Consider the following 17509-nt stretch of genomic DNA (forward strand, 5'->3'; position numbering starts at 1 on the left):
TCTTTTAATTAACATTCTCCCCACTCTTCCTCATCAACCATAAGAAATAAGGTGCCCCAAGTACAGCAACGACAAGGCCAGAGGGAATTTCTTTCGGATATGCGATTGTACGTCCAAGTAAGTCAGCAACAGAAAGAAGGATTGCTCCAAACAGAGCGGAACAAACGAATAATCTTTGATGATTCATACCAACAACAATTCTTGCTAAGTGAGGAGCGACAAGGCCTAAAAAGGCGATTGTACCGACAGCCGCGATATTTATAGATGCAAGAAGTGTCGCTAGTACAATTAGAGCAAGACGCGTTTTATTTACAGGCTGTCCGAGTCCAGTTGCTAAATCGTCTCCAAGTACAAGGACATCAAGTTGTTTCATTAAGAAAAAGATAATTGGTATAAGAATAAGTGATGGATATAGAATGATATTTTCTAAGTGATTCCATCCTCTTGCATACGTACTGCCTGATAGCCATGTTAAAGCAGCAGCAACATTCAAATTCGCTCTAACGATAAAGATTTGAATAACTGCTGAGCCGAGAGCCGAAATACCAATCCCTATTAAAGCAAGAGCTGTTGGACTAAATCCTGCTTTCCATGAGAAGAAGAGGACAATTCCAACTGCAAGTAGTCCGCCGATAAATGCACCAATTGGTAGGAAGAAACCTGGAAGTGCAGGGAAAACATACATAATAGTTAAAGCACCGACACCTGCTCCAGACGAAATACCAATAATCGAAGGGTCGGCAAGTGGGTTTCGTAATATTCCTTGGAAGACAAGCCCACTTATTGCAAGGCATGCGCCAGCAATAGCGGCAACGAGCATTCTTGGTAAACGAAGGTTCATCATCATATTTTTATCAAATTGCGTTAATTGCCCTGTTATAACATTTGTAATGCTTTCGATATAAGCATTACTACCGATTGTAACACCAAGAGCAATCGTCACAATACAAAGCGTGATAGATATGATGATTACCTTTTTATAAGAGTAATAGCGGGAACTAGCTCCAGCTGCATTCGCACCGTTATCATTCATATATTGTTTCGACTTCATCATACGATACACTAAATAAATAAGCCAAGGTGACCCAATCATTGCTGTGACTGATCCAACAGGAAGTTCTGCACCAGTTGGATCTATTAATCTACCGACGACATCTGCCCCCAGTAATAATACTGCTCCCCATAAGAATGAGGAAAGAAGAAGAGTAAAGTGTTGCCGGTAACCAATAAGGCGCATTAAGTGTGGTGCAACTAAGCCAACAAACCCAATCGGTCCAACGACAGTGACAATTACTGCTGTTAAAAAGATTGCAGCAATGAAGGTGATAAGACGTGTTACTGCTGTTTTTTCACCAAGAGAAACAGCAACATCGTCACCAAGTAAGAGGATGTTGAGTTTACGAGACATAAATAGTAAAACTAGGAAAGAAATAATGATAAATGGAAAAGCAAATTGAACGCCATCCCAGTTATTTTGGATAAGAGAGCCAGCTCCCCATAAAAATAAACCAGCCGTTTCATTTTCATAGAAAAGCTGCATCGTTCCAGTAAAAGCAGAAAGCATTAATGTAACGACCATCCCAGCTAGTGCCATTCTAAGTGGGGTTCCCTTTTTCCCACCAGAAATACGGTATACAAATAAAGCAGTAATAGCACCACCGATAAATGTGAAAAGAAGTGAGTTAATTTGCAGACCTTTCGGTAAGAAAATTGTAGCCGCTACTAGAAAGAAATATGCGCCAGAGTGAATTCCCATTGTACTTGATTCAGCAAGTGGGTTTTTTGTTAATGTTTGCAAAATGACCCCAGATGCAGCAAGAGCACCTCCAGCTAAAATAGCAATTACGGCTCTAGGTAATCGAAGCATGATTAAAGTTTGGTGCTCTAGTGATTGGTTCGGTGAGATAAGAGCATCGATAATCATACTATAGGAAATATTTGCTTGACCTTGTCCGATATGAATAAAGAAAAGGAGGAGCAAGAGAGCTGCTCCTCCTCCGAATACAAGACTTGCTCGAAGTGTATGTTGTAAGCTATTCATCGTGTAATCACTTCTTCGCTGTCATTACATCTGCTACTTGTGTTGCTAAAGATTTTGCAGACTCAGGACCACCGAAAATCCAAGTGTCGCCTTTTAATTTATACATTTTGTTTTCTTTTTTGAACTTTAATTCTTCCCAAGCAGGATTGCCTTTTAGTTGAGTGTCAAAAATGTTATCTTCATCCGCTACAATGTAAATGAAGTTTGAATCTTGTACACTTTGTAATGATTCTACAGTTGTTTGTTTGAAACCATCTGCCTCTGATTTACCTGCTTCAAAAGTGTTTGTTAAACCTAATTTTTTTGTAACTTGTAAAGCTGTAGAATTGTCAGTTAAGATGCGGAATGTTGGCACGTTTTTAGCAGTAAATGCTTGTGCCATTGCGATGTTTTTATCTTTTAAGCCTGCTTTGTCAATTTTTGCTTTTGCATCAGCAAATGTTTTATCCATATCAGCTAATACTTTTTTACCTTCTTCTTCTTTTCCAACAGCTTTTGCAATTTGTTTAAATGTTTCTGTCATTTCAGCAAAGTGATCGTTGTTGCTAGTTGATGGATCGAACATAACTGTAGGAGCAATTTGCTCTAATTCGTTTTTAATTGCTTTACCACGGAATGATGCTGTGATAATTAAATCTGGTTTTAGACGGCTAATTTCTTCTAAGTTTGGTTGTTGACGTGTCCCTACATCTACAACATCTTTACTCGGTTTTGTTTTTGTATTTACCCATTTATTATAATTCTTAATGTCTGCCATCCCTACTGGCTGAACACCAAGTGCTAATAAGTCTTCTGAATATACCCACTCAAGTACAACAACTTTTTTCGCTGGTTTATTTAACTTCGTTTCCCCTTCAGCGTGTTTAATTGTTATAGCTTGATTTTTATTGTCCGCTTTTGTTTCCTTTTTCTCCTCTTTTTGCTGTCCGCATCCAACAGCGAATAGAAGAATTACTATGAAAATACTGAGAATTTTCTTCATCTTCTGCCCCCAAATAAATTATTTAATTTGCAATGTACGATATTGAAAATCGTTATCAATTACAACATCCAAATCATACTATGATGATATTTTAAGTGTCAATATATTTTTAAAATTTTGACGAAAAATAACGAATTATACAGATTTCAATATGTGAGGTTGAAATCTATATGTATATGAAAATGCAGAAAAGGAATTTCGTTTAAGCAGGAAGGCGAATGTACAAGCAAAAGGGAAGGGTGTCGCATGTAATAATTATTAGAATGTACGGAATAAAGTATTTCTTTATTATTGGATAGTTGTTTTATAATTCGTTGTTTGTACTGAAAAGATTGAATTTGAAGGAAGGGATCAACATGTCTTCATGGCTCAATAATACAAATGGATATTGTGGGTGTAATAATCAAAATGGTGTACATGTTGATTCATGTTGTTTTAGTTGCGATGGGACAGTACCTAAGCTTGGTCCAACAGGTCCAACAGGTCCAACAGGTTCAACAGGAGCAACAGGTTCAACAGGAGCAACAGGTTCAACAGGAGCAACGGGTTCGACGGGAGCAACAGGTTCAACAGGAGCAACGGGTTCGACGGGAGCAACAGGTTCAACAGGAGCAACGGGTCCGACGGGAGCAACGGGAGCAACAGGTCCAACAGGAGCGACAGGAATAACAGGAGCGACAGGAATAACAGGAGCAACAGGTCCAACAGGAGCGACAGGAATAACAGGAGCAACGGGTCCAACAGGAGCGACAGGTTCAACAGGAGCAACGGGTCCAACAGGAGTGACAGGAATAACAGGAGCAACAGGTCCAACGGGGGCAACCGGTTCAACAGGAGCGACAGGAATAACAGGAGCAACGGGTCCAACAGGAGCGACAGGTTCAACAGGAGCAACGGGAGCAACGGGTCCAACAGGAGCGACAGGAATAACAGGTCCAACGGGGGCAACCGGTGATACAGGCCCAACAGGAGCAACCGGCACAAGTATAACGGCAACATACGCATTTGCAAATAATACGTCGGGTACAGCAATATCGGTACTACTTGGTGGAACAAATGTCCCGCTTCCAAACAATCAGAATATCGGTCCAGGTATTACAGTGTCTGGGGGGAACACAGTATTTACGGCTGCAAATGCAGGGAATTATTATATTTCATATTCGATTAATATAACGGCTTCATTATTAGTCAGTTCGCGAATTACAATTAATGGTGCACCGCTTGCTGGGACGATCAATTCCCCTGCAGTAGCAACCACATCGTTTAGTGCAACAATTATTACGACTCTTGCGGCGGGGAGTGCAATTAGTTTGCAATTATTTGGCTTGTTAGCTGTTGCGACGTTATCAACGACTACTCCAGGAGCGGTATTAACAATTATAAGACTAAGTTAAATAATAACTCTCTTACTCTTTTAAGAGTAAGAGAGTTTGTACATATAATAAGAAGTTAATGAGGTAAGGCATAGTTATATAAAAGTCAGAATATTATGATTGTAACGTTGTTATGACTATAATATAATGAAAACAACTATCATGAATGAACATTCATTTATTTTTTATGTATTTGAAGGGGGAATGAAGGTGGAAAAACCTTGGTTAAAAAGTTATCCAGAGGAAATTCCTAGTACTATTTCTTATGATATTCAGCCACTTCATGGATATTTAGAGAAAATAGCTTCTCGTTATCCAGAAAAGAAAGCGCTTCATTTTTTAGGTAAAGATGTTACATTTTCAGATTTCCATGACAAGGTAAAGAAGTTTGCGAATTATCTGCAAAGTCTTGGTGTTGAAAAGGGAGATAGAGTTGCAATTATGTTGCCGAATTGTCCGCAATCTGTAATCGGTTATTATGGTACTTTGCTTGCCGGGGGGATTGTCGTACAAACGAATCCTCTTTATACAGAAAGAGAGCTTGAGTACCAACTTCATGACTCTGGGGCAAAAGTCATTCTTTGCCTTGATTTAGTGTTTCCGAGAGTTACTAATGTTCAAAATGCCACAAAGCTGGAGCACATTATCGTAACTCGTATTGCAGATTTCTTACCATTCCCTAAAAATTTACTTTATCCATTTGTACAAAAAAAGCAGGCGAATCTTGTTGTGAATGTGTCGGAAAGCGAAACGATTCATCTATGGAAATCAGTAGAAAGGGAAAGTACTGCTGATGTTGAGGTTCCCTGTGATCCTGAAAATGATCTAGCTCTTTTGCAGTATACGGGGGGAACGACAGGATTTCCAAAAGGGGTTATGCTGACGCATAAAAACCTCGTTTCGAACACTTTAATGGGAGCACATTGGTTATATAATTGTAAAGAGGGAGAAGAAGTGATCCTTGGTGTCCTTCCGTTTTTTCATGTATACGGAATGACAGCTGTAATGAATTTAAGTATTATGCAAGGGTATAAAATGGTGCTTATTCCGAAGTTTGATATGAAAATGGTTTTTGAAGCAATTAAAAAACATAAAGTTACACTATTTCCAGGAGCGCCGACCATTTATATTGCTCTATTAAATAGCCCTCTTTTAAAAGAATATGATATTTCTTCTATTCAGGCTTGTATTAGTGGCTCTGCACCGCTTCCTGTAGAAGTACAGGAGGAGTTTGAGAGCGTTACAGGTGGTAAACTGGTAGAAGGTTATGGATTAACGGAGTCATCACCCGTTACACATGGGAATTTCTTGTGGGAAAAACGTGTGCCAGGAAGTATTGGGGTACCGTGGCCAGATACGGAGTCAATCATCATGTCACTTGAAACAGGAGAGGCATTACCTCCAGGTGAAATCGGTGAAATAGTTGTTAAAGGCCCACAAATTATGAAAGGGTATTGGAATAAGCCAGAAGAAACGGCGGCTGTATTGCAAGATGGCTGGCTTCATACAGGTGATGTAGGATACATGGATGAGGATGGCTTTTTCTATGTGAAAGATCGTAAGAAAGATATGATTGTTGCTAGCGGTTTTAACGTATATCCTCGTGAAGTAGAAGAAGTGTTATATGAACACGAAAAGGTGCAAGAAGTAGTGACGATCGGTGTTCCTGATCCGTACAGAGGGGAAACTGTAAAAGCATTTGTTGTTTTGAAAGAAGGCGCTGAATGTTCTGAAGAGGAATTAGATCAGTTTGCACGTAAATATTTAGCGGCTTATAAAGTACCGAAAGTATACGAGTTTAGAGATGAATTGCCGAAAACGACAGTAGGGAAAATTTTGCGCCGCGTCCTAATAGATGAAGAGAAGAGAAAGAATGAGGATGAGCAAACGGGCTAAGGCCCTTTCTTTTTGAAAAAATAGGATTGACACTTTTCTAAATAGTCAGTATTATAAGAATATGAATGACTATTCATTCAGTCATCTTCTTGAAGGGGACAGTAAAGTGAAGAAAAATAGACCGAAATACAATCAAATTATTGATGCGGCAGTCATTGTGATTGCAGAGAATGGATACCATCAAGCGCAAGTTTCTAAAATTGCAAAGCAAGCTGGGGTAGCTGATGGCACGATTTATTTATATTTTAAAAATAAAGAAGATATATTAATATCCTTATTCCAAGAGAAGATGGGAGAATTTGTTGAAACAATTCGTCAAAAAACAGCAGGAATTGAAAGCGCTGTAGCGAAGTTATTCATGTTGGTAGAAACGCACTTCTTGCTGTTATCACAAAATGATCCTCTTGCTATCGTTACGCAATTAGAGCTAAGACAGTCCAATCAAGACTTGCGCCTTAAAATAAATGAAGTATTAAAAGGCTACTTACAAGTTATGGATGAAATTTTAGAGACAGGTATAAAGCAAGGTGAGTTTCAGGCGGACTTAAATGTTCGTGTGGCAAGACAAATGATCTTTGGAACAGTAGATGAAGTTGTGACCAATTGGGTAATGAGCGATCATAAGTATGATCTGGTCGCACTTTCAAAAACGGTACATGGGCTACTTATTGCGGCTTGTGGTTATCGTCAATAATGGGAGGGATCATGTTGAAATTCCTATCTGTAAGAGTTGAAGACCATATTGCGGTGGCGACGTTAAATCACGGGCCAGCGAATGCGATGTCTTCACAAGTTATGCATGACGTTACTGAGTTAATTGATCAAGTGGAGAAGGATGATAACATTCGTGTTGTTGTTATTCACGGTGAAGGGCGCTTCTTCTCAGCTGGAGCAGATATTAAAGAATTTACATCTGTTACTGAAGCGAAGCAAGCGACAGAATTAGCACAGCTTGGACAAGTTACATTTGAGCGTGTTGAAAAATGTTCAAAACCAGTTATCGCGGCAATTCATGGAGCGGCACTTGGCGGCGGCCTTGAGTTTGCTATGTCTTGCCACATGCGCTTTGTAACTGAAAGTGCAAAACTTGGTTTACCTGAATTAACACTTGGATTAATTCCTGGTTTTGCAGGTACACAGCGCTTACCACGTTATGTTGGGAAAGCGAAAGCTTGTGAAATGATGTTAACGAGTACACCAATTACTGGTGCAGAAGCATTAAAATGGGGACTTGTTAACGGAGTGTTTTCTGAAGAAACACTTTTAGACGATACACTTAAAGTTGCAAAACAAATTGCTGGAAAAAGTCTAGCAACAACTCGTGCTGTGTTAGAGTTATTGCAAACGACAAAATCGTCTCATTATTACGAAGGTGTACAGCGCGAAGCTCAAATCTTCGGTGAAGTATTTACGAGTGAAGATGGAAGAGAAGGTGTAGCAGCGTTTTTAGAAAAACGTAAGCCTTCGTTTAGTGGTAGGTAGTTCAATTATTTTTTTAATATAAATTAACAGAATTTTAAAATTGATAGAATCTTTCTGAAAAAAATAAGGGGGTAAATGGAATGAACATCTACGTACTCATGAAACGAACATTTGATACAGAAGAAAAAATCGTAATTAAAAACGGTGCAATTTACGATGGCGAAGCGGAATTCATCATCAACCCTTACGATGAATATGCGATTGAAGAAGCAATTCAAGTAAGAGACGCACAAGGTGGAGAAGTTACTGTCGTAACAGTTGGTGGCGAAGATAGTGAGAAAGAACTTCGTACAGCATTAGCGATGGGCTGTGATAAAGCGGTATTAATTAATATTGAAGATGATGTTGAAAATGGCGATCAGTTTACAACAGCAAAAGTACTTGCTGAATATTTAAAAGATAAAGATGCAGATTTAATTTTAGGCGGAAACGTTGCGATTGACGGTGCATCTGGACAAGTTGGTCCACGCGTAGCTGAAGCGCTAAATATTCCGTACGTAACGACAATTACAAAACTTGAGATTGATGGTACAAACGTGAAGATTGAGCGTGACGTTGAAGGTGATACAGAAGTTATTGAAACGTCATTACCAGTTTTAGTAACAGCACAACAAGGTTTAAACGAACCGCGTTATCCATCGCTTCCAGGTATTATGAAAGCGAAGAAAAAGCCACTGGAAGAAGTAGAATTAGATGATTTAGATTTAGAAGAAGATGATGTGGAAGCAAAGACAAAAACAATTGAAATCTATTTGCCTCCTAAGAAAGATGCAGGAAAAGTGTTACAAGGCGAGCTGCAAGATCAAGTAAAAGAACTTGTATCGTTGCTCCATACAGAAGCGAAAGTAATCTAATAAAATACGAAATTATATATGCAGGAGGGAAAATCTATGGCTCGTAAAGTATTAGTAATGGGTGAAGTTCGTGACGGATCGCTACGTAACGTTTCGTTTGAAGCGGTAGCAGCAGCAAAAACAATTGCAGAAGGCGGTGAAGTGGTAGGTCTTCTAGTTGGAGACAGCGTTGCCTCTTTTGCAAATGAATTGATTCATTACGGTGCAGATCGCGTTGTGACAGTTGAAAATGATAAATTAAAATCATATACATCTGATGGTTACGCACAAGCGTTTTTAGCTGTATATGCTGAAGAAAAGCCAGAAGGTATCGTATTTGGACATACAGCACTTGGTAAAGATTTATCACCAAAATTAGCAGCGAAACTTGAAGCTGGTCTAATTTCTGATGTAACTGCTTTAGAAGTTGAAGGTGGAAATGTTATCTTCACTCGTCCGATTTACTCTGGTAAAGCGTTTGAGAAGAAGATTGTAACAGATGGTATCTTATTTGCGACAGTGCGTCCAAATAACATTGCAACTCTTGAAAAAGACGAGTCTCGCACAGGTGACGTGTCTTCTATTACAGTAGATGTGAAAGATTTACGTACAATTATTCAAGATGTTGTCCGTAAAACTGCAGAAGGCGTTGATCTTTCAGAAGCGAAAGTTATTATCGCTGGCGGACGTGGTGTGAAGAGTGAAGATGGATTTAAGCCATTAAAAGAGTTAGCTGATGTACTAGGCGGCGCTGTTGGAGCATCTCGTGGTGCTTGTGACGCTGAGTATTGCGATTACTCATTACAAATTGGTCAAACGGGTAAAGTCGTTACGCCAGATCTATACATTGCATGCGGTATTTCTGGTGCGATTCAGCATTTAGCTGGTATGTCTAACTCAAAAATAATCGTTGCAATTAATAAAGATCCAGAAGCAAGTATTTTCAAAGTAGCTGACTATGGTATTGTTGGTGACTTATTCGAAGTTTTACCTCTTTTAACAGAAGAGTTTAAAAAGTTAAAAGTACATTCATGATTTGAGTACCCTTGAGTTCCAAGTGAAGTACCCCTATATATAGAAAAAGGTGAGGGATCCCCTGTCCCTCACCTTTTTAGTATTTCATCCATATTTTTATATAGTATAAAGGAACATTTTTTTGTTACAATACATAACGATACATATTATTCGCCACGTATATAAGTTAATGATATACTCTTGGTAGAATATACTTGAAGGAGGAAATAAAATGGCAATTATAAACGCAAATGACCAAAGCTTCGCAGCTGAAACTAGCGAAGGTGTTGTATTATTAGATTTCTGGGCACCTTGGTGTGGACCTTGTAAAATGATCGCTCCTGTATTAGAGGAAATCGATTCAGAACTAGGTGAAAAAGTAAAAGTAGTAAAAGTAGACGTTGATGAAAACCAAGAAACTGCTCGTCAATTTGAAGTAATGAGCATTCCAGCTCTTTTCGTATTAAAAGACGGTAAAGTAGTTGATCAAGCGTTAGGTTACAAACCGAAAGAAGCGTTAGTAGAATTAGTTTCTAAACACTTCTAAAAGAAAGAAGCTACCATTTGGTAGCTTTTTTTATTTTCCTTTTTTAAACCTTTCCGTTACAATAAAAGAACGTATGTTGGGTGTTTTGTCATTGTATGTTTTTATTTTGAATTTGCAATGATAAGCATGTAGAAATGGAGGTAGGCGAGTGCACGAACATTTGAAAGAGAAATTGGCTATTTTACCAGATCAACCTGGTTGTTATTTAATGAAAGATAAGCAAGGAACGGTTATATATGTCGGGAAGGCAAAAGTGTTAAAAAATCGTGTGCGCTCGTACTTTACTGGTTCGCATGATGGGAAAACACTTCGGCTTGTAGGAGAAATTGTAGATTTTGAATATATCGTAACCTCTTCAAATTTGGAGGCTCTTATTTTAGAGTTAAATTTAATAAAAAAGTATGATCCAAAATATAATATTCAATTAAAAGATGATAAAACATATCCTTTTATTAAAATTACCGCTGAAAAACAGCCGCGCTTACTCATTACGCGTAACGTAAAAAAGGATAAAGGAAAGTATTTTGGCCCTTATCCGAATGCACAATCAGCTCATGAAACGAAAAAACTATTAGATCGCATGTATCCGCTTCGCAAATGCTCAAACATGCCCGATAAAGTGTGTTTATATTATCACATGGGCCAATGTTTAGCACCTTGTGTGAAAGAAGTGACGGAAGAACAAAATAAAGAAATTGTGGATGAAATTATTAAGTTTTTAAATGGTGGACATAAAGAAATTCGTTCAGAATTAGAAACAAAGATGTATGAGGCTTCAGAGAAACTAGAATTTGAACGTGCGAAAGAATTGCGAGATCAAATTGCTCATATAGATGCAATTATGGAAAAACAAAAGATGATTATGAGTGACTTAGTGGACCGTGATGTATTTGGATATGCAGTTGATAAAGGATGGATGTGCGTTCAAGTTTTCTTCGTTCGAAAAGGAAAGCTAATTGAACGTGATGTTTCTATGTTTCCAATCTATGATGAACCAGAAGAGGGATTTTTAACGTTTATCGGTCAATTTTATGAAAACAGCAGTCATTTTAAACCGAAAGAAATTGTTGTTCCAGGAAGTATAGACTCAGAATTAGTAGAGCGCTTTTTAGAAGTTGAAGCGACGCAGCCGAAACGTGGTAAGAAAAAAGATCTTGTAGAATTAGCAAATAAAAATGCGAAAATTGCACTTGAAGAGAAATTCTACTTAATTGAACGTGATGAAGAGCGAACGATTAAAGCTGTAGATCAGTTAGGAAAGCAGCTCGGGATTGAAACACCGTATCGTATTGAAGCGTTTGATAACTCAAATATTCAAGGAACAAATCCCGTTTCTGCAATGATTGCTTTTATCGATGGGAAACCAGCGAAGAAAGAGTACAGGAAATATAAAATTAAAACGGTTCAAGGACCAGATGATTATGAGTCTATGAGAGAAGTTGTGAGGCGCCGTTATACAAGGGCACTTAAAGAGAATTTACCATTACCAGATTTAATCATTATTGACGGGGGAAAAGGTCATCTGGCAGCTGTAAGTGATGTTCTAGAAAATGAGCTTGGGTTATATATTCCGATGGCAGGCCTTGTAAAAGATGACAAACATAAAACATCCCATTTAATTATTGGGGATCCACCTGAACCGGTGATACTCGAGAGGAATAGCCAAGAATTTTATTTATTGCAGCGCATTCAAGATGAAGTGCATCGATTTGCGATTACATTCCATCGTCAATTACACGGGAAATCTGTCATTCAATCAGCACTGGACGATATTCCAGGAATCGGTGATAAACGGAAAAAGGTATTGTTAAAACATTTTGGTTCATTAAAGAAGATGAAAGAAGCTTCTGTAGCAGAATTTGTCGAAGCGGGTATGCCGAAAAATGTCGCGGAAACAATTTATACGTATTTAACAGATAAGAAGACGTTGTAGTTTACAACGTCTTCTGTTTTTTGGTATAATTTCTGAAGATTTAAAATAAACTCATCTGAATGAAAATACAAAAAAGTCAACTAAACTTATATGTCTAGTTGACTGTAGATAAGGCTACACTTCAATGAGATCTTTTATATCCCATTTCACAAGAAATGTAATAGAGTCTGAACGTTTTTTCTTTTCTTCGTATGACTCTGCTACGACGTTTCGTTGCTTCTGAATTTGCTCAGCAATGAATCCAGCTTCTAATTGATAAGAAGAATGTCTGTTTTGTTTTTGACGTTCAGCAATGAGAGTGCCTTTAAGTTGGAACTGCATTTCACGACGTTTATGTTCAATAATACTTAAAGTGCCCCAACCAGCTTTTTCAAAGAACTGAATGACTTCTTCAATTGTTTCTAGCGGATATTTTCTTGCAAGGTTTCTACCGGACCAGTATAAAATACCATCTAAATCGTTACCAATTAAATCAGGTAGTAATTCTTCACGTAGCAATTCATAAGCGAAGGCGTTCAATGAAACATCTTCTAAAGATGTTATATCGATTGTATTTTTGCTCACAATATTCCCCTCTTTCTATAGGGCTTATTATATAACATTTCTCATTTATAAAAACAGATTTTTCTTTAGGAAAATCTGAATATATAAGAAGAAAAAAAGAATTGGCAAATTATATGCAAATTATGTATACGTTTTCTTGACGCTTCGACAAAAATAGGAGTAAAATGAACTTGGTATCAAATTATGCTGAAATATTTCGAATAATTTTTTCAGTTTTTCTTATGCCAATAGTGAAAAAACATTATTGTTGTAAATTAATCTGAAAACAGCAGTCAAACATTCAAGGGGGTAATGGGGACATGAAAGGCCGCGAGTATACGTTTCGTAAGTGGCACTCATTAATGGGGGTCATCCCGGTTGGTGTCTTTTTGACGCAACATCTAATTGTAAACAACTTTGCAACAAGAGGAGCAGAGGCTTTTAACAAAGCTGCAGGCTTTATGGAGCTCCTTCCATTCCGGTATGCGCTAGAAATTTTCATCATCTTTTTACCTATACTGTACCATGCTATATATGGCTTATATATTGCATTTACAGCTAAGAACAATGCGGTATCTTACGGTTATTTCCGTAACTGGATGTTCGTCTTCCAACGAATTTCAGGTATCGTTACGCTGATCTTCATTTCTTGGCATGTCTGGGAAACTCGTATTCAAGCAATGTTAGGTAAAGAGGTAAACTACGATATGATGGCAGATATTTTAAACAATCCAGCTATGTTTGCATTCTATTTAGTTGGTGTTGTTTCAACAATTTTCCACTTTGCAAATGGACTATGGACATTCTGCATTAGCTGGGGAATTACAGTGTCTCCACGTTCACAAAGAATCTCTACTTATGTAACATTAGCTATTTTCTTAGGTCTATCTTATGTAGGTGTGAGTGCATTATTAGCGTTCATCGATCCACAGCTAGCAAACCAGTAAGGAGTGGGAGAGCATGAAAGGGAAACTTATAGTAGTCGGCGGTGGCTTGGCTGGCTTAATGGCAACGATTAAAGCGGCAGAAGCAGGAGTAAATGTTGAACTGTTTTCATTAGTACCAGTAAAACGTTCACATTCTGTATGTGCTCAGGGCGGAATTAACGGTGCCGTAAATACGAAAGGTGAAGGGGATTCTCCATGGATCCACTTTGACGATACAATTTATGGTGGGGATTTCTTAGCGAACCAACCACCAGTTAAAGCAATGTGTGAAGCAGCACCTGGTATTATTCATTTAATGGACCGTATGGGTGTTATGTTCAACCGTACGGAAGAAGGACTTCTTGATTTCCGTCGTTTTGGTGGAACACAACATCACCGTACAGCATTTGCTGGTGCAACAACTGGACAGCAATTACTATACGCATTAGATGAGCAAGTACGTCGTCACGAAGTAGCAGGACTTGTAACGAAATATGAAGGTTGGGATTTCTTACGAGCTGTTGTTGATGATGAAGGTGTGTGCCGAGGAATCGTTGCACAAGACTTACAAACTATGGAGATTAAAAGTTTCCAAGCTGATGCCGTGATTATGGCAACAGGGGGCCCTGGTATCATCTTTGGAAAATCAACTAACTCTATTATCAATACAGGTACAGCAGCGTCTGCTGTATATCAACAAGGTGCATATTATGCGAACGGTGAGTTTATTCAAATCCATCCAACGGCAATTCCTGGAGACGATAAGTTACGTCTTATGAGTGAATCTGCACGTGGTGAAGGTGGGCGTGTTTGGACATATAAAGATGGTAAGCCATGGTACTTCTTAGAAGAGAAATATCCTGCTTACGGAAACCTTGTACCTCGTGATATTGCAACGCGTGAAATCTTTGATGTTTGCGTAGAGCAAAAACTAGGTATTAACGGTGAAAACATGGTGTACCTAGATCTTTCTCATAAAGATCCGAAAGAACTAGATATTAAACTTGGTGGAATTATTGAAATCTATGAGAAGTTTACAGGAGATGATCCTCGTAAACTACCAATGAAAATCTTCCCAGCGGTTCACTATTCAATGGGCGGGCTATGGGTTGATTATAAGCAAATGACAAGCATTCCAGGTTTATTTGCAGCAGGTGAGTGCGATTATTCTATGCACGGTGGTAACCGCCTTGGTGCGAATTCACTATTATCAGCAATTTACGGTGGTATGGTAGCAGGACCGAACGCAATTGAGTATATGAAAGGTCTTTCTAAATCATCTGATGCTGTTTCATCTAGTGTATATGAGCAAAATGAATTAATCGAAACAGAGAAATTTAACAATATTTTAACGCTTGATGGTAACGAAAATGCATATGTTCTTCACAAAGAGTTGGGAGAATGGATGACAGATAACGTTACAGTAGTTCGTGAAAATAAAAAGTTATTAGAAACAGATGCAAAAATTGAAGAGTTAATGGCGCGTTACAAACGCATTAACATTAACGATACAGCAAGATGGAGTAACCAGGGTGCTTCATTTACACGTCAACTTGCAAATATGTTTGAGCTAGCTCGTGTTATTACAATTGGGGCATATAACCGTAATGAAAGCCGCGGAGCGCATTACAAACCGGAATTCCCAAATCGTGATGATGCAAACTTCTTAAAAACTACAATGGCAAAATTTGAGGGAGAAGGAAATGCACCAGCATTCCATTACGAAGAAGTGGATGTTTCATTAATTAAACCACGTAAACGTGACTATTCTTCAAAACATGATGTAGCTGCTAAGGGTGAAGAGAAGGGGGATAAGCAACATGTCTGAGAAAACAATCCGCCTCATCATTACGAGACAAGATGGACCAGATGCACAAGAGTTTGACCAAGAGTTTGAAATTCCATATCGTCCAAATATGAATATTATTTCGGCACTTATGGAAATTCGCCGTAATCCTGTTGATTCAAAAGGGAACCAAACAACTCCGATTGCATGGGATATGAACTGTTTAGAGGAAGTATGTGGCGCTTGCTCGATGGTTATTAACGGAAAACCACGTCAATCATGTACAGCGCTTATTGATCAATTAGAACAGCCAATTCGCTTAAAACCGATGAAGACATTCCCGGTTGTACGTGATTTACAAGTTGACCGTAGTCGTATGTTTAACGCATTAAAACGCGTTAAGGCTTGGATTCCAATCGATGGTACGTATGACCTAGGTCCAGGACCAAGAATGCCGGAGAAGAAACGTCAATGGGCTTATGAGCTTTCAAAATGTATGACATGTGGTGTTTGCTTAGAATCATGTCCAAACGTAAACAGTAAATCTGACTTTATTGGACCAGCACCGTTATCACAAGCTCGTTTATTCAACTCGCATCCAACAGGTGAAATGCACAAAGCAGATCGCTTACGTGCAATTATGGGAGATGGAGGGCTTGCAAACTGTGGTAACTCTCAAAACTGTGTGCAATCATGTCCGAAAGGTATTCCATTAACAACTTCAATCGCAGCATTAAACCGTGATACAACAATTCAATCGTTCAAAGATTTCTTTGGTAGCGATAATAACTATTAATAAATATGCCTCTTCATTTGAAGGGGCAATATTTATAAGGTTATTTTTCAGTTTATTCTGTATATTAGTAATTGAAAAGGAGAGAAAACGATGAAGAGAATTTCTTATATTGAAGACTTTAAGCAATGGGAAAGTGGTTTTTCGTTTTACAATCCTGTAAAAGTTCGTTTCGGTGAAGTAGATATGTTTGGACATGTAAATAATGTCATTGCTTTTACATATTTTGAAGAAGCACGTATCGCATTGTTTAAAGAACTTGGATTTATGCAAGAATGGACAAATGAATCATCAGAAACGATGATCGTTGTTGCAGATTTACAATGTAATTTCATCAAACAAATATATTTTGATGAGCAGTTGAAAGTATATGTAAAGGCAGGAACAGTTGGGAATTCTTCTTTAGATTTGCACTATATGGTCAAAAATGCAGAAGGGGAAGTTTGTTTAGTTGGACGCGGTATGATGGTACAAGCATCGAAAAAAACAGGAAGAGGCGAGCCATGGCCTGAAGAATGGAAGATGAAATTACTAAAATAATAGAAGAGAATACAAAAATAAGAGAGCGAATCGCTCTCTTATTTTTTATCCTTCATTGCCTCTTCTAATGTTAGATGGTGTTTATATATGTATGTGGCATATGGATTACCAACGTAGCGTATGTGCCATGGTTCGTATGCGTACTCTGTTGTTTCTGTTTTATCTTCTAAATAACGAATGACAAATCCAAACTCATGGGCGTGTTTTGCAACCCATTTCCCTTCTGTTGTCTCGCCAAAGATTGGTTCTAATTGGAATTTAGCAGATTTTGAGCTAATATCCATTGCTAGACCAGTTTGATGCTCACTTGTTCCTGGAATTGCACTTACCGAATTAGCCTCAGTTTTTCCTTGGCGCTTAATATAGGTATTATGTAATGACTGTTGACGTTTGTAAGAACGGTAACCTGAAACTGCTGTAAGTTCTATCCCCTCGTTTTTCGCTGCTTGGAACATTTTCTCAAGCGCATCTGCAGCATCTTTACGAAGTAATGTTTTCTCTTTATCTTTTGGACTAGTAAATGGTACGTTCGGTTTCTTTAAATCTTCTGGAATATACCCATCTGGTAATTTACGATGTTTATTGACTAATACAAGAGCAGAATCTGGATTTGTTACAACGGAAAAATTATCATCTAGTTTTTTTTCATTATGATCAGCTTTTGGAAAAGCAGGAATCTCTTCTTTTGGATGGTTACTATGTTTTTGACTTTCGACAGCTTTCGCCCCATTTTGTAATGGTGATTCAGAACTGAAATAAGCGAAAGATGTGATACCGATTACAATAGTAGCGGCAGAAATAATTATTATTTTTTTCATGA

16 protein-coding genes are annotated in these 17509 nt (G+C 38.2%); 12 read left to right on the plus strand and 4 right to left on the minus strand.

The window, feature by feature from the left end:
- Positions 1-4: 4 nt before the first annotated feature.
- Together fhuB and A6J74_RS21895 are read right to left on the minus strand one after the other, a co-directional pair.
- On the minus strand, positions 5-2041 hold the full coding sequence (gene fhuB, locus A6J74_RS21890) for a Fe(3+)-hydroxamate ABC transporter permease FhuB (protein WP_001087107.1): 2037 nt from the start codon (positions 2039-2041) through the stop codon (positions 5-7).
- Between the two features lie 7 nt (positions 2042-2048).
- Positions 2049-3023 (minus strand): ABC transporter substrate-binding protein, encoded by a 975-nt coding sequence (locus A6J74_RS21895; protein ID WP_000722816.1) that lies wholly within the window; start codon positions 3021-3023, stop codon positions 2049-2051.
- 356 nt (positions 3024-3379) lie between these two features.
- Between A6J74_RS21895 and A6J74_RS29810 the strand changes: the two genes are divergently transcribed.
- From A6J74_RS29810 to uvrC, 8 genes are all read left to right on the plus strand, one after another.
- Positions 3380-4417 carry a BclA C-terminal domain-containing protein gene (locus A6J74_RS29810; RefSeq protein ID WP_080609586.1) on the plus strand — a complete coding sequence of 346 codons (1038 nt, stop codon included), beginning with the start codon at positions 3380-3382 and terminating at the stop codon, positions 4415-4417.
- 189 nt (positions 4418-4606) lie between these two features.
- Positions 4607-6292, plus strand: a complete 1686-nt coding sequence (locus A6J74_RS21905) for a long-chain-fatty-acid--CoA ligase (RefSeq protein WP_000414726.1) — start codon at positions 4607-4609, stop codon at positions 6290-6292.
- Between the two features lie 106 nt (positions 6293-6398).
- A complete protein-coding gene (locus A6J74_RS21910) occupies positions 6399-6986 on the plus strand; it encodes a fatty acid metabolism transcriptional regulator FadR (RefSeq protein ID WP_000742218.1) in 588 nt (195 codons plus the stop codon).
- An 11-nt stretch (positions 6987-6997) separates the two neighbouring features.
- Positions 6998-7774 (plus strand): enoyl-CoA hydratase, encoded by a 777-nt coding sequence (locus A6J74_RS21915; protein WP_000911298.1) that lies wholly within the window; start codon positions 6998-7000, stop codon positions 7772-7774.
- An 80-nt stretch (positions 7775-7854) separates the two neighbouring features.
- The gene (gene etfB / locus A6J74_RS21920) at positions 7855-8628 is read left to right on the plus strand and encodes an electron transfer flavoprotein subunit beta (protein ID WP_001029031.1); all 774 of its coding nucleotides are present in this window, start codon (positions 7855-7857) and stop codon (positions 8626-8628) included.
- Positions 8629-8664: 36 nt separating this feature from the next.
- On the plus strand, positions 8665-9642 hold the full coding sequence (etfA, locus tag A6J74_RS21925) for an electron transfer flavoprotein subunit alpha (protein WP_000101960.1): 978 nt from the start codon (positions 8665-8667) through the stop codon (positions 9640-9642).
- A gap of 211 nt (positions 9643-9853) precedes the next feature.
- Positions 9854-10168: a thioredoxin gene (trxA, locus tag A6J74_RS21930; RefSeq protein WP_000974757.1), complete on the plus strand. Its 315-nt coding sequence runs from the start codon at positions 9854-9856 to the stop codon at positions 10166-10168.
- Positions 10169-10316: 148 nt separating this feature from the next.
- On the plus strand, positions 10317-12101 hold the full coding sequence (uvrC, locus tag A6J74_RS21935; protein WP_000544286.1) for an excinuclease ABC subunit C: 1785 nt from the start codon (positions 10317-10319) through the stop codon (positions 12099-12101).
- A 114-nt stretch (positions 12102-12215) separates the two neighbouring features.
- Here the strand turns inward: uvrC and A6J74_RS21940 are convergent, their stop codons facing one another.
- Positions 12216-12665, minus strand: coding sequence for a YslB family protein (locus A6J74_RS21940; RefSeq protein ID WP_000042215.1), 450 nt, complete (start codon positions 12663-12665; stop codon positions 12216-12218).
- Positions 12666-12964: 299 nt separating this feature from the next.
- Here A6J74_RS21940 and sdhC point away from each other — a divergent pair, with 299 nt between their 5' ends.
- From sdhC to A6J74_RS21960, 4 genes are all read left to right on the plus strand, one after another.
- Positions 12965-13591, plus strand: coding sequence for a succinate dehydrogenase cytochrome B558 (gene sdhC / locus A6J74_RS21945; RefSeq protein WP_000678354.1), 627 nt, complete (start codon positions 12965-12967; stop codon positions 13589-13591).
- A gap of 13 nt (positions 13592-13604) precedes the next feature.
- A complete protein-coding gene (gene sdhA / locus A6J74_RS21950; RefSeq protein ID WP_000676745.1) occupies positions 13605-15398 on the plus strand; it encodes a succinate dehydrogenase flavoprotein subunit in 1794 nt (597 codons plus the stop codon).
- On the plus strand, positions 15391-16152 hold the full coding sequence (gene sdhB, locus A6J74_RS21955; RefSeq protein WP_001291830.1) for a succinate dehydrogenase iron-sulfur subunit: 762 nt from the start codon (positions 15391-15393) through the stop codon (positions 16150-16152). Before sdhA ends, sdhB begins: the two co-directional genes overlap by 8 nt.
- A gap of 90 nt (positions 16153-16242) precedes the next feature.
- Positions 16243-16689: an acyl-CoA thioesterase gene (locus A6J74_RS21960; RefSeq protein ID WP_000822754.1), complete on the plus strand. Its 447-nt coding sequence runs from the start codon at positions 16243-16245 to the stop codon at positions 16687-16689.
- A 38-nt stretch (positions 16690-16727) separates the two neighbouring features.
- Here A6J74_RS21960 and A6J74_RS21965 read toward each other — a convergent pair whose 3' ends face one another.
- A complete protein-coding gene (locus A6J74_RS21965; protein WP_000720188.1) occupies positions 16728-17507 on the minus strand; it encodes a M15 family metallopeptidase in 780 nt (259 codons plus the stop codon).
- Positions 17508-17509: the final 2 nt, after the last annotated feature.

It is taken from the genome of Bacillus sp. FDAARGOS_235, from assembly GCF_002073415.2.
In the GTDB taxonomy this organism is placed as follows: Bacteria; Bacillota; Bacilli; order Bacillales; family Bacillaceae_G; genus Bacillus_A; species Bacillus_A toyonensis.